Origin of the sequence: Streptomyces sp. YS-3, assembly GCF_045257485.1 — a bacterium.
GTDB lineage: Bacteria > Actinomycetota > Actinomycetes > Streptomycetales > Streptomycetaceae > Streptomyces.
This window is the reverse complement of sequence record NZ_JBJHPC010000084.1, coordinates 1-18,246: the sequence shown is the minus strand read 5'-3', so window position 1 is coordinate 18,246 and position 18,246 is coordinate 1. Positions and strand designations below refer to the sequence as shown.

11 protein-coding genes and 1 riboswitch are annotated in these 18,246 nt (G+C 72.0%); of the genes, 5 read left to right on the top strand and 6 right to left on the bottom strand.

Features of this window, described 5'->3' with window-relative positions:
• The first annotated feature begins 117 nt into the window (after positions 1-117).
• Positions 118-1,434 carry an FAD-binding oxidoreductase gene (locus ACJA3G_RS10550; RefSeq protein WP_406552649.1) on the top strand — a complete coding sequence of 439 codons (1,317 nt, stop codon included), beginning with the start codon at positions 118-120 and terminating at the stop codon, positions 1,432-1,434.
• Between the two features lie 66 nt (positions 1,435-1,500).
• Here ACJA3G_RS10550 and ACJA3G_RS10545 read toward each other — a convergent pair whose 3' ends face one another.
• A complete protein-coding gene (locus ACJA3G_RS10545; RefSeq protein ID WP_406552648.1) occupies positions 1,501-2,163 on the bottom strand; it encodes an HAD family acid phosphatase in 663 nt (220 codons plus the stop codon).
• Positions 2,164-2,524: 361 nt separating this feature from the next.
• On the opposite strand from ACJA3G_RS10545, the gene ACJA3G_RS10540 reads away from it, so the two are divergent.
• The gene (locus ACJA3G_RS10540; protein WP_406552647.1) at positions 2,525-3,835 is read left to right on the top strand and encodes an aldehyde dehydrogenase family protein; all 1,311 of its coding nucleotides are present in this window, start codon (positions 2,525-2,527) and stop codon (positions 3,833-3,835) included.
• Positions 3,836-3,948: 113 nt separating this feature from the next.
• Here ACJA3G_RS10540 and ACJA3G_RS10535 read toward each other — a convergent pair whose 3' ends face one another.
• A complete protein-coding gene (locus tag ACJA3G_RS10535; protein ID WP_406552646.1) occupies positions 3,949-4,941 on the bottom strand; it encodes a helix-turn-helix transcriptional regulator in 993 nt (330 codons plus the stop codon).
• A gap of 159 nt (positions 4,942-5,100) precedes the next feature.
• On the opposite strand from ACJA3G_RS10535, the gene ACJA3G_RS10530 reads away from it, so the two are divergent.
• The gene (locus ACJA3G_RS10530; RefSeq protein ID WP_406552645.1) at positions 5,101-5,940 is read left to right on the top strand and encodes an NAD(P)H-binding protein; all 840 of its coding nucleotides are present in this window, start codon (positions 5,101-5,103) and stop codon (positions 5,938-5,940) included.
• On the opposite strand, the gene ACJA3G_RS10525 is transcribed toward ACJA3G_RS10530, so the two are convergent.
• From ACJA3G_RS10525 to ACJA3G_RS10515, 3 genes are all read right to left on the bottom strand, one after another.
• The gene (locus ACJA3G_RS10525; RefSeq protein ID WP_406552644.1) at positions 5,933-7,168 is read right to left on the bottom strand and encodes a HoxN/HupN/NixA family nickel/cobalt transporter; all 1,236 of its coding nucleotides are present in this window, start codon (positions 7,166-7,168) and stop codon (positions 5,933-5,935) included. The genes ACJA3G_RS10530 and ACJA3G_RS10525 overlap by 8 nt on opposite strands.
• Positions 7,166-7,372: riboswitch (cobalamin riboswitch) on the bottom strand. (Overlaps the previous gene by 3 nt.)
• An 89-nt stretch (positions 7,373-7,461) precedes the next feature.
• Positions 7,462-9,792, bottom strand: coding sequence for a penicillin acylase family protein (locus ACJA3G_RS10520; RefSeq protein WP_406552643.1), 2,331 nt, complete (start codon positions 9,790-9,792; stop codon positions 7,462-7,464).
• A gap of 360 nt (positions 9,793-10,152) precedes the next feature.
• On the bottom strand, positions 10,153-11,265 hold the full coding sequence (locus tag ACJA3G_RS10515) for an alpha/beta hydrolase (RefSeq protein ID WP_406552642.1): 1,113 nt from the start codon (positions 11,263-11,265) through the stop codon (positions 10,153-10,155).
• A gap of 299 nt (positions 11,266-11,564) precedes the next feature.
• On the opposite strand from ACJA3G_RS10515, the gene ACJA3G_RS10510 reads away from it, so the two are divergent.
• Together ACJA3G_RS10510 and ACJA3G_RS10505 are read left to right on the top strand one after the other, a co-directional pair.
• Positions 11,565-13,430: an HSP90 family protein gene (locus ACJA3G_RS10510; RefSeq protein WP_406552641.1), complete on the top strand. Its 1,866-nt coding sequence runs from the start codon at positions 11,565-11,567 to the stop codon at positions 13,428-13,430.
• Positions 13,427-16,477: a tetratricopeptide repeat protein gene (locus ACJA3G_RS10505; RefSeq protein ID WP_406552640.1), complete on the top strand. Its 3,051-nt coding sequence runs from the start codon at positions 13,427-13,429 to the stop codon at positions 16,475-16,477. Before ACJA3G_RS10510 ends, ACJA3G_RS10505 begins: the two co-directional genes overlap by 4 nt.
• 400 nt (positions 16,478-16,877) lie before the next feature.
• On the opposite strand, the gene ACJA3G_RS10500 is transcribed toward ACJA3G_RS10505, so the two are convergent.
• On the bottom strand, positions 16,878-18,246 hold a 1,369-nt coding region (locus tag ACJA3G_RS10500), incomplete at its 5' end, for a tetratricopeptide repeat protein (protein WP_406552639.1).

Sequence of the window (18,246 nt, the reverse complement as noted above, 5' to 3'; positions counted from 1 at the left end):
CTCTCCCACCCCCGTCCCGTCACATTTCCCCGTTCGATTCCGTCAGGGAAGTGATCGCGAAAGCCGGCCGGGGCGGTTCCGGGGGCACACGCGGAACGAGGAAGTAGGGAAAGAACCATGACGACGAGCGCTCTCGCCGAACTGCGGTCACAGGTGCGCGGCCGTGTCCTGCTGACCGGTGACGACGACTTCGACCAGGCACGACAGCCGTGGAACCGGTCGGTCCAGCAGCCGGTCTCGGCGGTCGTCGAGGCGGCCGACGCCGACGACGTCTCGGCGGTGGTGCGGTACGCGGCGGCAGCGGGGCTCGTCGTCGCGCCCCAGCCCGGCGGCCGGGGCGCCAGCGGCGATGTGGAGGGCGTGATCCTGCTCCGCACCGGCAAGCTCGACGAGCTGCACGTCGACGCCGCCACCCGCACCGCGCGCGTGGGCGCGGGCGTCCTGGGCGGACAGGTCCAGGCCGTGGCCGGCCCGCTCGGTCTGACCGGGCTGCCGGGCAGCTCCCCGCTGGTCAGCGTGGTGGGCTACACCCTCGGAGGCGGCCTCAGCTGGTTCGGGCGCAAGTACGGCTGGGCCGCCGACAGCGTCACCGCGTTCGACGTGGTCACCGCCGACGGCGACCGGGCCCGGGTGACCGCCGACTCCGACGCGGAGCTCTTCTGGGCGCTGCGCGGCGGCGGTGGCGACTACGCCCTGGTCACGGCTATCGAATACGACCTGCACCCCGCGCCCGCCCTCTTCGGCGGCCGGGTGGTCTGGCACGGCAGCCAGGCGCCCCGGGTCCTGGACGCCTTCCGTAAGATCACCGCGAACGCGCCGGACGAGCTGACCGCGTGGATCAACATCCTCCAGATCCCCAACGGTCCCGCGCTGGTGACCGTGGACAGCACCTTCCTGGGCGAGGAGGCCGAGGGCCGGGCGCTGCTCCGCGCGCTCGACGAGATCGAGGGCGCCAACACCGACACGCGCGGCATGCTGCCGGTGGCCCAGCTGGGCGAGATCACCGGCGAGCCGACCGAGCCCGGTCCCAGCGCGACCCGCGCCGAGCTCCTGACCGACCTGGACGACAAGGTGGCGGCGGCTCTCCTCGCAGAGCCGATCGACCCGCTCGTCGGTGTGCACATCCGCCACCTGGGCGGCGCCTTCGCCACGCCGACGGAGAACCCGCAGGGCCCGCTGACCGAGCCGTACACGCTCTCCATGTTCGGGGTGCCGTTCACGCCGGAGCGCGGGGCCGAGATCGCCGCCCGCCAGGAAGCGCTGGTGCAGTCGGTCGCCCCGTACGTCAGCGGACGCAAGCCCTACACCTACCTCTCCCCCGGCGACACCGCCGCGACGGCCTTCAGGCCCGAGGCGCTGGCCAGGCTCCAGCAGGTCAAGCGCGACCGGGACCCTCGCGGAGTCTTCCGCAGCAACTTCCCGGTCTTGGGCTGACACCTACGACCGCGAGCGGCGCCCGACGGCTCTGGCCGTGGGGCGCCGCTCCGCGTCCGGGGACGGTCAGGACAGCTTGCCGTCGTAGTCCGGGAGCTTGAAGGACCGCTCGGCGTGGCCGCCCACCAGGTCGGAGGTGTTGTTGCCGATGTTTGCGACGATCGTGTAGCCCCGCGCCTCGATCTCGGCCCGCTTCTGCGTCTTGTACGTGCTGACCTCGTGGAAGAGGTCCGGCAGATCCCGGACGTACAGACCGGTGACGGGGTAGCCCACCGCCTTGAGGTTGTACGAGGTGAGGGACTCGATGATGCCGGGTCGCGCCGTGACGAAGAAGACGGCGACGCCCTGGGAGCTCGCCTCGCGCACCAGGGAGCGGACGGAGTCGATGGCCGGGGTCGGGAACGTCCAGAAGTGATGGAAGTCCGTCTCCAGCGAGGTGTTGTCGATGTCCAGCACGATCGCCGGCTTCTCGCCCGCGGGCGAGGCGGCGATGCGCTCCTTGAGGTAGGGGCGGGCGGTGTCCACGACGGCCTGCACATCGCGCAGCCAGGTCGTGTAGTCGACGCCCTTGAGCCCGGCGATCCCGCCGGAGGCGGAGGTCTGGGCCACGGCGGAGTACGGGACGACGGCCGGCGGGGCGGCCTGGGAGGCCGTCGGCGCGGCGATGAGGGCGGTCGCGGCGGCGGCCACGGTGACGGCCGTGCGCGTCGTCCAAGCAGTGCGGGGCATGGGGGGTCGGTGCTCCTCTGTCGCGAGGGTGGGAGTCCGCGGAAGATCCGGTCGGGCCGTGGCGATCGGCACGTACGGCAACGGAATTGGCATGCGCACGGCCAAGAATGATCAGCCGTTGGCGCGATGTCTACTGGTCGGTAGGAAACTTCTCGTTGACGGCGGATGAATCCACGGAACGGCCGCACCCGCCCCCACAGGACCGCCGCATACGGAAGCCGAACGGCCGGATCCAGACCCTTCCGCGCGCCCGGGAATTTATTTTGCTACCTCAACTGTTGGCATATACATCGAGCCCCCGCGGCTCGTTCCGACGACCGACAGCGCGGACCGACGGGTCCGCCCCCAGCAGCGAGGCACCATGAACAGCACCCCGGAGCAGCCCGCCGACACCGTGGCCCGGCTGCGCGCCACCTTCCGCACCGGCCGCACCAAGCCCGTCGAGTGGCGCACCATCCAGCTGCGACGCCTGCGCGCGATGCTCACCGAGCGCGGCGCGGAGCTGGTCGAATCCCTCCATGCCGACCTCGGCAAGAGCCCGGCCGAGGTCCAGCGCACCGAGATCGGCTTCGTCGTCCGGGAGATCGACCACACCCTGGAACACCTCGCGGGGTGGCTGCGCCCCGAGCCCGCGCCCGTTCCGGAGCACCTGGGCGGGGCGACGGCCTGGACGCAGTACGACCCGCTGGGCGTCGTCCTGGTCATCGCGCCCTGGAACTATCCCGCGCAGCTGCTGCTCACGCCGGTGATCGGCGCCCTGGCCGCCGGGAACGCGGTCGTGGCCAAGCCCAGCGAGATGGCTCCGGCCACCTCCGCCGTGCTGGCGCGGCTGCTGCCCGAGTACCTCGACCGGGACGCGGTGGCCGTGGTGGAAGGCGGTGTTCCGGAGACGACCGCGCTGCTGGCCGAGCGGTTCGACCACATCTTCTACACCGGCAACGGCACGGTCGGCCGTATCGTCATGGCCGCGGCCGTCCAGCACCTCACCCCCGTCACCCTCGAACTGGGCGGCAAGTCCCCCGTCTTCGTCGACCGGGACGCCGATATCGCGACCGTCGCGGCGCGGCTGGCCGCGGGCAAGTTCCTCAACGCGGGCCAGACCTGTGTCGCGCCCGACTACGTCCTCACCGACCCCGAGACCGCCCGCGCCCTCGAACCGGCGCTGGTACAGGCGATCGAGGCGCTGTACGGGGCCGACCCGCAGACCTCCGCCGAGTACGGCCGTATCGTCAACGAGCGCCACTTCGACCGTCTGAGCGCGCTGCTCGACTCGGGCCGTGTCGTCACCGGCGGCCGGGGCGACCGCGCCACCAAGTACCTCGCGCCGACCGTCCTCGGCGATGTCGACCCCGCCTCGCCAGTGATGCGCGAGGAGATATTCGGGCCGATCCTGCCCATCGTGCCGGTGCCGGGCCTGGACGAGGCCATCGACTTCATCAACGACCGCGACAAGCCGCTGGCGCTGTACGCCTTCACCGAGTCCGACACCACCCGGGAGCGGCTGGCCGCCGAGACCTCCTCGGGCGGCCTGGGCCTCGGGCTGCCGCTGGCCCATCTCACCGTCTCCGACCTGCCGTTCGGTGGCGTCGGCGAAAGCGGAATGGGCAACTACCACGGCCGCTACTCCATCGAGACGTTCAGCCACCGCAAGGCGGTGCTGGCCGCCGGGTGACCGACGGCCGGTGAGGGGCCGGGACGGAACTCCGTTCCGGCCTCTTCGCCGTCCAGGCCGTCCAGGCCGTGTATGCCGTCTACGCCGTTTACACCATCTGGCCGTCTGGCCGTTTACGCCGGACCGTAGAGGGCGGCGAGTTCGGCCGCGAGGCCTGCCAGGTGCTCCCGGGCCTCGGGAGGTTCCAGGATCTCCACGCGCGCCCCGAGCCCGGCGAGCTGCGCGGCCACCACCTCCGGGGACGGGCCTTCGATCTCCATCTCCAGCCATCCGTCGGCCCGTTGCCCGCCCAGACGCAGCCGGCCGCCGAACAGCCCGGTGAGGACGCGCTCCGCCGTGGGCTCGGCCCGCCCCCGGACGGTCGCGCCGCGCATCCGCTCCTCCATCGGCGCGGCCAGCGTCCGCCAGGCCGTGGCCAGGTCGAATCCGTCCGGCCGGACGACGGGATCCCCAGTCGCCTCGACGGAGGTGACCCGATCGAGCCGGAAGATCCGCAACCCGACGTGGCCGGGTCCGGCGCTCTCCTCCCCCGCCTCCGACTGCTCCATCTCCGTACCGGCCACGAGGTAGGGGACTCCCGCCTTGGTGACGATGCCCAGTGGGTGGACCGTGCGGGTGCCAGCCGGGCCGCCGGGGCGGACGTATCCGAGCCGGATCCGCAGGCCGTCCACCACCGCCTCCTGCAACGCGTCCAGCAGGGGTGTGCCCGCCGTGACCGGCCGGCGCGACCAGTCCGTACCGTCCGTGGTGGCCGCCTTCGACGCCGCCTCGGCGTCCGGCCGGAGTGGGGCAGGCAGCGCCCGGATCAACTTCCGCAGCGCCGTGCGCAGTTCGGGCGAGACGGCCGACGGGCCCGCGACCAGGAACATGGCACGGATCTCGGCGGCGGTCAGCCCGGAGAGGTCGGTGCGGGCGCCGCCGACGAGGGACCAGCCGCCGCCCCGGCCGTGCTGCGAGTACACAGGGATGCCGGCGCTCGCCAGCGCCTCCAGGTCGCGGCGCGCGGTGCGCTCGGACACCTCCAGCTCCTCCGCGACCTCGCGCGCTGTCACCCGCCCCCGTGTCTGCAGGAACAGCAGGGTCGCCACCAGTCGATCGGCTCTCATGCCGGTCATTCTCTTTCGGAAACTGGCCAGGAGATGACCAGTTTGGCTTTGAGGATGAGTACAGATCGAGCGAGCACAGATCTAGCGCGAACGGATCAACACGAAGATCGAGCGTCGCGCCGACTGTGCCAGCACCTCACAACCAGCCAGGGAGAAACCATGATTGCGGTGACCGGAGCCACCGGGAACGTCGGACGGCATCTCGTACAGAACCTCGCCTCGACGGGTGAGCGCGTGACCGCCCTCTCCCGCCGGGCGCCCACGGATCACGTGCCCGGCAACGTGGAGTTCCGGCAGGCCGATCCGGGCCGGCCCGAGAGCCTCAAGCGCCCGCTCGACGGGGCCGAGGCCCTGTACCTCCTCGTCCCCGGTGGCGGCGACGGCCTCGACCCGTACGCCATCCTCGACACGGCGCAGGCCGCCGGAGTCCGGCGGGTGGTCCTGCAATCCTCGCAGGCCACCGCGACCCGCCCGGATTCCTTGGCGCACGCCCAGCTGCGCGCCTTCGAGGACGCCGTACGGCAGTCGGGCCTCCAGTGGACGGTCCTACGGCCCAGCGGCTTCGCCTCCAACACCTACATGTGGGCCCCTTCGATACGCTCCGACCGGACGGTCACCGCGCCCTTCGGCGATGTCGGCCTGCCGGTCGTCGATCCAGCCGACATCGCCGCCGTCGCCGCGGTGGCCCTGCGCGACGGGAGCCACGCGGACCGGACCTACGAGCTGACCGGCCCGGCCCCGGTCTCGCCACGCGAACAGGCGCGGGCGATCGGGGACGCGCTGGGAGCGCCGGTGCGGTTCGTCGAACAGAGCCGGGCCGAGGCGCGGGAGCTGCTGCTGCGCTTCATGCCGGAGCCGGTCATCGAGGGCACGCTTCGCATCCTCGGCGAGCCCACACCCGAGGAGCGACGGGTGAGCCCGGATGTGGAACGGCTCCTGGGCCGGGCTCCGCACACGTTCACGGAATGGGCGGCGGCGAACGCCACGGCCTTCAGCTGACAGCGTCCGGGGCGGGCGCGGGCGCGGCTGCTGCGGTCCCGTCGTGGGGTGCGGGTGCGGGTGCGGGCTCGTCGCGGGGCGCGCCCGGCCCGGTCCGGTCCGGCAGTGCGGCTGTCGCGGCGGCGCGCACCGCCCACCGCTGCTCGACCCTGGCGAACCGCCAGTACGCAAGCGCCGCCGCCCACACCGCGACGAACAGACCGACGATGATGAAGCCCACGTTGTCCAGGTCGAGGCCCGCGACCCACCCGGTGACGGCGTCCCGCAGGTCCAGCTTCTCGTGCAGCACGCCCACCAGCTCGATCGTGCCGATCAGGAAGGCCACCGCGATGGACAGTCCCGTGATGGTGAGGTTGTAGAACACCTTGCGCACCGGGTTCGAGAACGCCCACTGGTAGGCGAAGTTCATGAAGGTGCCGTCGATGGTGTCGAACAGGCTCATCCCCGCCGCGAACAGCAGCGGCAGGCACAGCACCGCGTACCAGGGCAGCCCGGCGGCGGCGCCCGAGCCGGCCATCACCATCAGGGTGACCTCGGTGGCGGTGTCGAAGCCGAGCCCGAAGAGGAAACCCAGCGGGTACATCTGGCCCGGCCGGGTGATCGACTTGGTGAAGCGGCCCAGCAGACGGTTCATGAACCCCCTTGAGTCCAGGTGCTGTTCGAGTTCGGCTTCGTCGTACGTCCCGGCGCGCATGGCCCGGAACACCCGCAGGATGCCGACGAGGGCCAGCAGGTTGAGTGCGGCGATGAGGTAGAGGAACGATCCGGAGACGGTCGTTCCGACCACACCGAGGGTCTGGTGGGTCGGTGAGTCGTCGTTCATCAGAGTGCCCGCGAGTTGTGCGCCCCCGGCCACCAGCGCCGCCATCACGACGACGACGCTGGAGTGCCCGAGCGCGAACCAGAAGCCGACCGACACCGGCCGTTTGCCGTCGGCCATCAGCTTGCGGGTCGTGTTGTCGATCGCGGCGATGTGGTCGGCGTCGAAGGCGTGCCGCATACCGAGGGTGTAGGCGGTGACGCCGAGGCCGAGGCCGAACGTCTTCGAGCCGACCTCGTAGTGCTCGGGCACGACCAGCAGGAACAGGATGCCGAACGCGACGACATGCAGGGCGGCGATCACCGCCAGCAGCCATGCGGTACGTACGGTGTCCTCGCGCCGCCAGTGGAATGTGGCGGCAGGGGTGGGCAGGGTCATTCGTTCACGCTCCAGCACCTCGTGGATCATTACGCGAGATGCCGTGGCCGGTCTCCTGGCTTCCGGGTGTCGCACCGTCCCCGCCTTCCCAGCGGCCTACGGCCACCAGTGGCACAACGGGACGGGCTACCCGAAGCCGTTCATGGCCTGAACGACGTGGGGCCCGATCACAGTGGCGAGGGCCGCTCCGGTCTTGCACCGGTCTTCCCGAACACCACGGCCCGCCAACCGTAGGTGCGACCCGCCTCACCTGCAAGTCTGGCCGCAAGCAGGGGTATTGCAGATCACATTCCGGGAGCCTGCCCGGCGGGCCCCGCCATGAGTCAGCCGCGCAGGACGGTGATCCGCAGACGTGGGTCGGAGGCTATCTCCGCCTCGGTGAACCGTTCCGTGACCCACTGTTTGCGCGAGAAGAGCACGGTCTGGTCGGTGTAGTGGGGCGACTTCGGGTTGGCGGACTGCCCGTAGGTGAGGATCGTCCGCGTGCGGGGGCCCTGGGGGGTCAGCTCCGTGGCCATGACGAAGCTGGAGCCGGAGGCGCGGTCCTGCGGGGAGGCGGGACGGGTGGCGCCGCCGCTGCCGGACGTGGGTGTCGCGTTGACGACGTTGAAGCAGCCCTCGGCGCCGGAGCAGCCGGGCAGCGGTATCCCCGCCCAGCGCTGCACCCTGCCGATGGGCGCGTCCAGTGGCACCTTGTCGGCGGCCAGTTCGCGCACGGCGTCGGCCAGCGCCCGCCGCACCCGGGGCTCGTCGCCGTTGAGGCCGCGCGGAGTGGTGAGCGGCCGGGCCGGGTCGTACGGAACGCGCCACCACGGGTGCGGACCGCTCACTCGGGTACGGAACGCCTGCCACAGCACGGATCCACGGCTGTCGGCGTCGTCGCGGGTGTCCCAGGCCGCCAGCACGTCACAGGCGGCGCGCACATCCACCTCGGTGCCGTCGGTCGCGGTCAGGACGGGGTGCGCGCGGCACATCGCGACCGCGTCGTCCCGCCCCAGCTCCGCCGTGTAGTTGCGGTCTCCGAGCATGCTCGCCTGGAGGGTGGGCAGGCTGAACCCCGGTGCGCCGAGGCCGTCGGTGCCGTCGCGCCGGTCCGCGATCATCCGGAGCCCGAGCTGGGCACGCGGTCCGAGGGGCGCGCCGGCGCGGTACATCTTCGGATATCCGGTGAGCGGCGCCGAGGGGTTGGTCAGGGCCGAGTCGTTGTTGGAGTTGGCCACGTAGTCGGTCCGGGTCAGCCGGGGCTGGTGGCCGGGGCCGAAGACGCCCGGGACGACCGCGTCGGGGTCGCTGCCCCAGTCGCAGGCCGAGGTGGAGCCGTCGAGCACGCCCGGGAGGTCGTTGTCCTGGCCCGGCAGGGCGCATCGCTTCAGCTGGTCGTCGGTGACATGCGGCACGGCGGAGGAGTCGTTGAAGTACGTGGCGCCGGTGGAGTCCGAGGCGATCGTGTACGTCCAGGGGATGCCCTGGTACGTCTGGTGCGCCTGCCTGAGCTCGGCCACGGAGTGCGACCTGCCGATCGCCAGCCACTCGTTCATCGAGCGGAGGTTGTCGGCGTTGGCGTCCCTGAGAGCGTACGCCTCGGTGCGCGTCCAGCCGTCGGCGAGGACCGGCCCGTACCGGGAGGTGTAGAGGGTGGTGGTGACGGTGGAGAGCTTGCCGTCGGTGCCCCGGACGGTCACCGGGACGGCCCGGCGCCCCATGGGCACCGCCTTTCCGTCGAGGAGGTAGCTGGTCGGGTCGTCCGGCGCGAGGGTGAGGCGGTAGAGCGAGGCGTGGTCGGCGTAGCTCGTGGTGTGTGTCCAGGCGAGGGTGCGGGTGTGCCCGATCTCGATGAGCGGGGTGCCGTAGATGCCCCCGCCCGCGACGTCGATGACACCCGGGATCGTCAACTGCACCTGATAGAAGCGGTCGGCGCCGATCCATGACAGGTGCGGATTGGCCAGCAGCATGCCGTCGTGGCCGCGGGTCACCTCACGGCCGAGCGCCCAGCCGTTGCTGCCCAGCTCGTCACGGCGCGGCCGGGTGCTCCTCGACAGGGTGGCCGCCGGGAGGGTGGACGTCTTCGGGGTCGAGGCTGCCACACGTGCGTCGCGTGCCGTCGCCCCCTCGCGCGCGGGTTTGGTGGCCTTGCCGACGGCCGGCGGGGTCGCGGTGGCGACGTTCTGCTGGAATGCCGACGCTCCCGCGGCCCCGTTGACCTCGTGGACGAGGTTCCAGATGTCCATGGCGTTGATCGGGCCGACCCAGGGCTTGCCCTTGCACGTCGGGTCCGGCAGCTGGGCGACACCGGTTTCGCGCAGGTATCGGTTGTACCCGTCGGCGTACCCCTCGACCATCCAGCGCAGCTCGGGCGTCGGGCCCAGCGGCGCCGGGCGGTCGAGCAGCCGCCGGACCGTACCGGCCTGCCGCAGCCCCTGGTGATAGGTGTCGCTCGCCAGGTTGGGCGTACCGTCGGCGGTCGTCCCGGTGGGGCCGAGATACCGGGAGCGCTCGCCGCGCAACGTCATGACCTGGTCGGCCAGTTGGCACAGGTTGTCCTGCGCGAACGCGTACCCGTATCCATACCCCAGCCCGCCAAAGTCCTTGGCCAGGACGTGCGGGATTCCGTACGCGGTGCGGCGGATCTGGGCCGTGCGGCCGTGGTCGCCCACCCGTCTGCCGTCCGGTTCCGCCGCGGAGGACGGGGGCGCGGGTAACAGCGCTGTGGCACCGCAGGCCAGGCAGAGAGCGGCCACCGCGGACCTCAGCCTGCGCTTGCCCGGTGTCCTGTGACGTGTCGTCGGCTCATGTCGATCACTCAGCATGTCCGCAAGCGTGCCGCGTCGGCGGGTGGAGCCACATCAGCCCGACGAGCGAACCTCACGCCCGGTGAGTGGACCCATGGATGTACACCCTGGGGTGGACGAACGGCGCCGGGCGTGGTGGCTCCTCATCCCGGGCCCCGTTCACCGCTCATCGCCCCGAGGGCAGGCACCCCGGTCCGGGCACCCCCGGGTTTGCCCGTTCCCGGCTCAGGACGCCGGCGTGGGTCCCTCGATCTGTTCGCTGATCCACTGCATGCTGCTCGCGTCCATCCCCTTCACATACGTCAGGGCGTTGTGCCGGCCGCCCTGGATGACTTCGAGGTGGGTGTGGATCGGGCCCTTGTTGCCGTAGGTGGCGATGTACTTGTTCACCTTGGGGATGACGGACGACTCCTTGGTGCCGTACTGGAAGGCGAGGTACACGTCCGGCCCCTTGGCAGCGATGAGCCGCTTCGAGAGCACCTCGGGGTTGTTCTCCGCCTTCTCCTTGAGGTGGCCGCTCCACAGCGGGGAGTCCGGGACGATGTCGGGACCGGAGGCGATGACGGCCTTGAACTTGTCGGGGTGCTTGAGGACGGCCTTGAGCCCGGCGAAGCCGCCGGAGGAGGAGCCCATGAAGGCCCAGCCGTCGCGCGACTTGATCGTGCGGAAGTTCTGCCGCATGAGGTCGGGCACGTCCTCGGTGAGCCAGGTGCCCATCTTGGGCTGGCCGGGGATGTCGCTGCCGTCCCAGTAGAGCCCGCCGTCGTCCGGCTTGGGGTTGAGCACCGGCATGGCCAGCAGGAACGGTTTGCCCTTGCCCTCCTCGGCCCACTTGGAGATGGACGACTCCAGCTTGAGGTTGTTGTCCATCCAGTAGTTGTTGGGGAAACCGGGGCCGCCGGGCAGGGCGATCAGGACGGGGAAGCCGCTCTTCTCGTACTTGGGGTCGTCGTACTCCTTCGGCGCCCAGACCCACACCTTGCCCGTGAAGCCCGACTTCTTGCCGGTGATCTTCACGACGCCGACGTGCGTGCCGTTACCGAGCGTGCTGGAGATCTTGAAGTCGGCGGCCGGTCCCGTCGGCATCAGGGTCTTGGAGTCCACGGGCTTCTGCGGGGCGCCACCCGGCTTGTTGTCGATCTTGCCGTACGAGATGGGGTCGCCCTTGTCCGTGAAGGGCGGTATGTCGAAGTAGCTCATGACCGGCCACGCGATCGCCGTGAGCAGCCCCACGCAGACGACCACGAGAAGCCACCGCCTGGCCTTTGAGGCGCGGCGGTGACCCCGGGACTCGTACGTCTCGGCCCCGTCCCTGGTCCTGGTGGTCGCGTGCGACATCGATGGCTCCGGCTTGCTTCGGCCCCTTGGGGGCACGACGGTCATGTTCCGCCTCCGGGGATGGACAAAGCAGCTGCAAGGGTTCCAAATTTGCCAAACTGTGATCAACGTTTGACGACTAGCGGACCGACACGGACAGTAACGGATATACAAGATCACACGCTCCGGGGCGGGGAACGCCGCCGACGCCAAACCCGGAGGAGATTGTCAGTGGCCGCCCCTACGCTGATTCTCACGTCGTGATCGACGAGGGGGGCCTCGCGATCGCCTGTTTCCCTGTGCCCGCGAGGTGATGCGCCATGACTTCCGCCGCCCTGTCCGACGGCACTCCGCCGGACGTCAACAGCTTCCAGGTCGACCTGCGGGGGCTGGTCGACCTGCTCTCCCACCATCTCTACTCCAGCCCCCGGGTCTACGTCCGCGAGCTCCTGCAGAACGCGGTGGACGCGGTCACCGCACGCCGTGCGCACGATCCCGGGGCACGTATCCGCATCCGTCTCTCGGCGGTGGACGGCAAGGTCTCCATCGAGGACAGCGGCATCGGCCTGACCGCCGACGAGGTGCACACCCTGCTCGCCACGATCGGCCGCAGCTCCAAGCGCGGCGGGCAGCACGGTCTGGAGTCCGCCCGGCGCGAGTTCCTGGGGCAGTTCGGCATCGGCCTGCTCGCCTGCTTCGTGGTGGCGCGCCGCATCCGTGTGGTCACCCGCTCGGCCCGCACCCCCGGTGCCGCCCCGGTGGAGTGGCTCGCCTCCGACGACGGGTCGTACACGGTCCGCACCCTGCCCGACGAGGCCAGGCCCGAGCCCGGCACCACCGTCCATCTCGAACCACGCCCGGGCGCGGAGGAGTGGACCGCCGCCGCGCGCGTGGAGGAGCTCGCCCGCGACTTCGGCTCCCTGCTGCCCTACGACATCACCTTCGCCGGGGACGACGGCGCCGAGCGCCCGGTCACCGACCGGCCCCCCGTCTGGGAGCGGGAGTACCCGACACCGGCCGCCCGCCGCGTGGCGCTCTCCGGGCACTGCGCGCGGGTCTTCGGGTTCACCCCGCTCGACTCCATCGACCTGGACCTGCCGGTCGCCGGGGTGCGGGGCGTCGCCTATGTACTGCCGGAGCCGACCAGCCCGGCGCACCGGGCCGGGCACCGCACCTACCTCAAGGGCATGCTGCTCACCGAGCGCGCCGACAACCTGCTGCCCGAGTGGGCGTTCTTCGTGCGCGCGGTCGTCGACACCGACACCCTGCGCCCCACCGCCTCGCGGGAGAACCTGTACGACGACGAGACGCTCGCCGCCGTCCGCGACGCCCTCGGGGCGCGGCTCCGCCAGTGGCTGGCCGAGCTCGCGGCGGGTGACCCGCAGCGCCTCGCCGCTTTCCTGAGCGTCCACCACTTGGGCGTGAAGTCCCTTGCGCGGCACGACGCCGAGCTGTTCGCGCTGATGCTGCCGTGGCTGCCGTTCGAGACCAACGACGGTCAGCGCAGTCTGGACGAGTTCGCGGCGGCGCACACCGAGATCCACTTCACCCGGACCGTCGAGGAGTTCCGCCAGATCGCCCCGATCGCGGCGGCGCACGGCCTCGGCGTGGTCAACGCGGGCTACACGTACGACGCGGGCCTGCTCGCCCTGCTGCCCGGAATCCGGCCCGGTCTGAAAGTCACCGAGCTCGACGCGGGCGCGGTCACCGACCGCCTCGACCCGGTGCCCACCACCGCCGAGCTGTCGCTCGCCGCGTTCCTGTCGACCGCCCGCACCCGGCTGGACGCACACGGGTGCGACGTGGTGCTGCGCGCCTTCCAGCCGGTGGCCGTGCCCGCGCTGTTCCTCGACGACCGGCAGGCGCGGCACGAGCGGGACCGGGCCGCCGCCCAGGAGAACGCCGACTCGCTGTGGAACGACATCCTCGGCGCGCTGCGCGGATCCACCCCGCGCGCGCGGCTGGTGCTCAACCACAACAACCCGCTGATCCGCCGGATCGCGGCGCTGCCGGACGCCGAGCTGACCGGCACGGCGGTGGAATCGCTGTACGGCCAGGCGCTGCTGATGTCGCAGCGACCGCTGCGCCCGGCCGACTCCACCCTGCTCAACCGGGCCTTCCTGGACCTCCTGGAATGGGCCACCCACTCCACGCCGGGCACCCACCCCCAGGAGGACCGGAAGTGACCGCCATGACCGTCGAGGAGATCCGCCAGGGCCTGGTGGAGAACGCGCAGACTCCCTACGGCGCGGCGCGCAACGCGCGCGCGGAGACACTGGCCGCCGCCGCGGAGTCCACCGGAGACCGCGAGCTGTTCCGCCAGGCGCTGGACCGGCTGATCGACGCGTACGAGTGGAGTGCCGAGCGCACCAAGATGGTGGTGCCGTTCGCCCGGCTGCTGCAGGAGTACGACCGCGACCCGGCCGCCTTCCCCGCCTACGAGGTGCACAGTCTGTTCTGGCGCTTCAAGTGGGTGGCCGGGCGGATCGTGGAGTCCCCGGACATCCCGCTCGCCGCGGTGGAGCGCTGGCTGGTCGACATGGAGCGCCGCTACCGGCTCGCCGGATACAGCGAACGGGCCGTACGCCAGGCCGAGTTCCACCTCGCCGACGCGACCGGCGACGAGGCCCGGATGGACCGGGCGGCGGCCGGCTGGACGGCGGCGGCGCGCGACCGGATGAGCGACTGCCACGCGTGCGAGGTCAACACCCAGGGCTGGTACTGGGCGCGCAAGGGCGAGGACGCCAAGGCGATCGAGATCTGGGAGCCGGTGCTCTCGGGGGAGATGTCCTGCATGGAGGAGCCGCACCGGGTCCTGGCGCACTCGTTGCTCCCCCTGGTGCGCCTCGGCCGCCTCGACGAGGCCCGCTCCCACCATCTGCGCGGCTACCGGATGACGCGCGGCAACGACAGCCTGCTGCGCTCGATCGGCAAGCACATCGAGTTCTGCGCGCTGACCGGCAACGAACCGCGCGGCCTGGAGATCCTCGCCGAGCACACCACGCATCTGGGCCCGCTCACCGATGTCGAGTCGCAGATGGAGTTCGCGGGCGGCGTCCTGGTGCTGCTGCGCCGCCTGGCCGACCTCGGCCACGGCGACCGCCCGGCCGTGCCCTACCGGGGCACGGGACATACGGTGAAGGAGCTGTACGAGCGGCTGTTCGCGGACGCCACCTCCATCGCCGCCCGCTTCGACGCGCGCAATGGCACCACTCATGTGTCGCGCGGGCTGGCCGAACGGATCGCGCAGCAGCCCCTGGTGGACGTGCTGCCGCTCGGGGTGCGCACCGCCGGGCTGCCCGCCGCCACCGCCTCCGCGGGGGTGCGGCCGGCCACCGCGGCCGGTGCCGGGAGCCAGGACCCGGCCGGCACCGCCGCCCTCGACTTCGCGACACTGGTCGAGCACGCGCGTACGGCCCGGCGGCAGGGCCGTCCCTCGGCCGACACCCTCTGGGCACGGGCCGCCGAGCTCGTCGAGGCGGGAGAGGAGTCGCCCGACGCGGCCACGGCCGCCGACCTTCTGGAGTTCCGCGCGACCATGGCGGCGCGGTCGGGGTCCGAGGAGGCCGGGGACCTGTTCGCGCGGGCGGCCGAGGCCCAGCGGGCAGCCGGCCGGCCCGCCCGCGCGGCCTACGCCCTGCTCGGGATCGCGGCCGACGGCGCCCGGTCGGACAAGGATCCCGCGGAGGTACGGCGGCTGCTGACCGTGGCCACCGAGGCCGCGCGCGCCCTGGACGAGGCCGATCCGGACCGTGCCCGTCGGATCGCGGCAGCCGAACTGACCGCCCTCCAGATCGGTTCGTATCTGCGCGGACGCGAAACGCCCGAGGAGCAGGAAGAGGGGAAGGAGACGGAGAAGGAAGCGGAGCGGCAGGTGGCCGACGCCCATCTGGCCGACGGGCTGGAGGCGTTCGTCGGCGCCCACGGCGGCGGTGCGCGCGCGGACGTGGCGGGTGTGGTCGCCGAAGCCGAACTGATTCTGGCCCGGACGGCCCTGACGGCCGGTGAGCCGGACCGGGCCGAGCCGTTGCTCGTCTCCGCCGCGCAGCGCTGCCTCGCCGCCGGACGCCCTTGGGAGGCGGTCGAACCGCTGTCACTGCGGGCATGGGTGCTGGCGGCGCGGGGCGACACAGCGGGCGGCGAGGCGCTCGCCCGGGCCGCTCTGGGCCACGCCGCCGAGCTGACGGACCCCGAGGAGCACGCCACCGTACGGCTCAGGCTCGCGGAGATCCTGCTGCGCCGCCCGGGCGGCGCCGACGAGGCTGCGGGGCACGCGCTGGAGGCGGCGCACTGGCTCGACCAGGCCGGGCTCGCCACGACTGGCGGGGCCCGGGCACGCCTGTTGCTGGCCCGCGCCTACGCGGAGGCGGAGCGTACCGCCGAAGCGGCGGAGGTCCTCCAGTCCGCGCTGCCGGACCTGGTGGAGCACGGCGAGCGGGAGGCGGTGGAGGCCCGGCGGATGCTCGGCGAACTGCTGCGGGGGCTCAACGACCAGCGTGCGGCGGCCGAGCAGTATCTGCTGGCCGCCGAGACCGCGAAGGGCTGGGAGAACCCCCGGCCACAGGCGGTCCTGGCCCACTCCGCCGCCGAGGCCCTCGCGGCGGCCGGGCTGCGCGCGGAGTCCCGGTCGGCGTACGGCCGGGCGCTGGAGCTGTGGCGGCAGGCGGGCGACAACCCGGTCGGGGAGGTCCGGGTGCTGCGCTCACTGGCGTGGCTGGCGGCGGAGCACGGGGCGGGAGACGACCGGTACGCGCAGGCGCGCGAGCTGATGGAGCAGGCGCTGGCCGTACTCGAAGGGGCCGTACTCGAAGAGGCCGACAACCCCGAGTCGCGCTACGAGCGGGCGCAGACCTGGCAGCAGCTCGCCGCCCTCCTTGAGGATGCGTTGGACGCGGCCGAGAACGAGGACGAGGACGAGGAGGACTACTCGGGCGGGGAGGACGGAGCGGGTGGTGCCCCGGGGAGGACGGCCGAGGCGTCCGCGGCCGTCCGGAGCGAGATCGTCGCGCTCCTCGACCGCGCGGCCACCGCCTACGCCGGACTCGGTGAGGACGCACTGCGTGAGTGGTTCCAGTGTGCGGTCCGGGCTGCCTGGACCGAGCGGGAGATGGGCCGGGCGCAGGACGGCATAGCCCGGATGACCGCCCTCATCGCCGGTCTCGGGGAGTTGGAGGGGGCCGAGGCGGCCGGGTTCGCCACCCAGGCCGAGCAGGTCCGCGAGCGGCTGCGCTGACCGCCGGGGCCGGCGGCGCGGGGCAGGGCAGTCAATACCGTGTCGCCGAGCCCCGTCCCGGTGCTCCGGCAGCGCCTGGAGGACGTCCCGTGCCCACCGGGTCCCCAGGCTCACCAGGCCCGGCAGGGTCACCGGGTAACCAGCTCACCGGGGTCACTCGGGCCACCGGGCCTACCGGGGCACCAGGCTCACCGGCGTCGCGGGGGGCGCCGGGGCCAAAGCTCACCGGCGTCACCAGGTTCAAGGGTCACTCCGGCCACAAGGTTCACCGGGGCCACTGAGGCAACCGGGCCGACTCGGTCAACAGTTCACCGGCGTCAATAGGGCTACCGGGGCACCAGGTTCACCGGGTTCACCGGGTTCACCGGGTTCACCGGGTTCACCGGGTTCACCAGGGCTTCTACCCCCGCGCCAACCGTGCCTCGATGCGCTGGGTATCCGGCGTCCGCAGTGCCCGGGCGAGTTCCAGCGCTCGGAACAACTGCGCGTTCGCCTCGTCCGGTCGGCCGAGGTCGGCCAGGCTCTCGCCGATGCCTTCGAGGGCGCGGGCCTCCTCGTACGGTGAGCGCACCTCGCGGGCCAGTTCCAGGGCGCGCCGGTGGGAGTCGAGGGCGTCGGCCGGGACGGCCTCCGCCCGCTGGACCGCGCCGAGGGTGTTGAGCGCCTCGGCCTCACCGCCGAGGTCCCCGATCTCCCGGCACAGCTCCAGACTCGCGGTGACGTTCTCCAGCGCGCAGGCGGACGAGCCGCTCAGGACCTGCACCTCGGCCAGATACATCAGTACATAGGCCTGTCCCATACGGCTGCCCAGGGTGCGGCAGACGTCGAGCGCCTCCAGGAGGTCCTTCTCCGCCTCCGCCGGCCGGCCGATGCGCTGTCGGATCCTGCCCCGGTGGGCGAGCGCGTTGGCCGCGCCCAGGCGCGCACCGAGACAGCGGTAGAGACGCAGGGCCTCTTCGACGTTCTCCAACGCCTCGTCGTACGCGCCCATCAGGCGCAGAACGTCGGCGAGGTCGGTCAGGACGTTCGCCTCGCCCAGTTCGTTGTCCAGGTGGCGGAAGAGCACCAGCGCCTGGCGGTGGCAGGAGACGGACTCCGCGTAGGCACCGGTCGACTTGCGCACGTCGCCGAGTGAGGTGAGCGCGTTGGCCTGGCCGAGGCGGTCGCCCAGGGCACGGTGCAGATCGAGCGCGCGCCCCATGTTGTCGGCGGCCTCCGCGAAGCGTCCGGTCAGCTGCTGGACGTGGCCCAGCTCGATGAGCACCTGTGCCTGCCCGCGCGCGTCCCGGGTCTGTCCGAACAGGCTCAGACAGCGCAGCAGCGAGCTCTGCGCCTCCTCGTAGCGTCCGGTGCGGCGCAGGACCGAGGAGAGGTCGTGGAGTGCGATGGCTTCGCGGCCCGGGTCCCGCAGGGCGCGGAAGAGTTCGAGTGCCGCGAGCAGATGGGGCTCGGCCTGCGCGTAATCGGCCTGGAGCGTCTCGATGACGGCGATGTGGCGCAGCGCGAGGGCGTGGCCGAGCCGGTCTCCGTCCAGGAGCGCGGCGCCCAGGGCCGTCCGGTGCAGGGCGAGGGCGTCGCTCCAGGACCCCTCGGTGCGCATGAACTCGGCCATCGCGGCGGGGATCTGCACGGCGTGCTCGCTGTGACCATGGCGGGCCGCGTGGGCGACGGCCGCGCTCAGGTTGGCGTGTTCCGCCCGCATCCAGGCGAGCGCCCGCCCCTCGTCCTCGACCGACGGCAGGGCCCGTGGGGCGGGCGCTCGCCTGGAT

Excerpts from the sequence above, each read along its gene's own strand:
- ACJA3G_RS10550 (WP_406552649.1), top strand. The coding sequence starts at position 118 with ATGACGACGAGCGCTCTCGCCGAACTGCGGTCACAGGTGCGCGGCCGT.
- ACJA3G_RS10545 (WP_406552648.1), bottom strand. The coding sequence starts at position 2,163 with ATGCCCCGCACTGCTTGGACGACGCGCACGGCCGTCACCGTGGCCGCC.
- ACJA3G_RS10540 (WP_406552647.1), top strand. The coding sequence starts at position 2,525 with ATGAACAGCACCCCGGAGCAGCCCGCCGACACCGTGGCCCGGCTGCGC.
- ACJA3G_RS10535 (WP_406552646.1), bottom strand. The coding sequence starts at position 4,941 with ATGAGAGCCGATCGACTGGTGGCGACCCTGCTGTTCCTGCAGACACGG.
- ACJA3G_RS10530 (WP_406552645.1), top strand. The coding sequence starts at position 5,101 with ATGATTGCGGTGACCGGAGCCACCGGGAACGTCGGACGGCATCTCGTA.
- ACJA3G_RS10525 (WP_406552644.1), bottom strand. The coding sequence starts at position 7,168 with ATGATCCACGAGGTGCTGGAGCGTGAACGAATGACCCTGCCCACCCCT.
- ACJA3G_RS10515 (WP_406552642.1), bottom strand. The coding sequence starts at position 11,265 with ATGTCGCACGCGACCACCAGGACCAGGGACGGGGCCGAGACGTACGAG.
- ACJA3G_RS10510 (WP_406552641.1), top strand. The coding sequence starts at position 11,565 with ATGACTTCCGCCGCCCTGTCCGACGGCACTCCGCCGGACGTCAACAGC.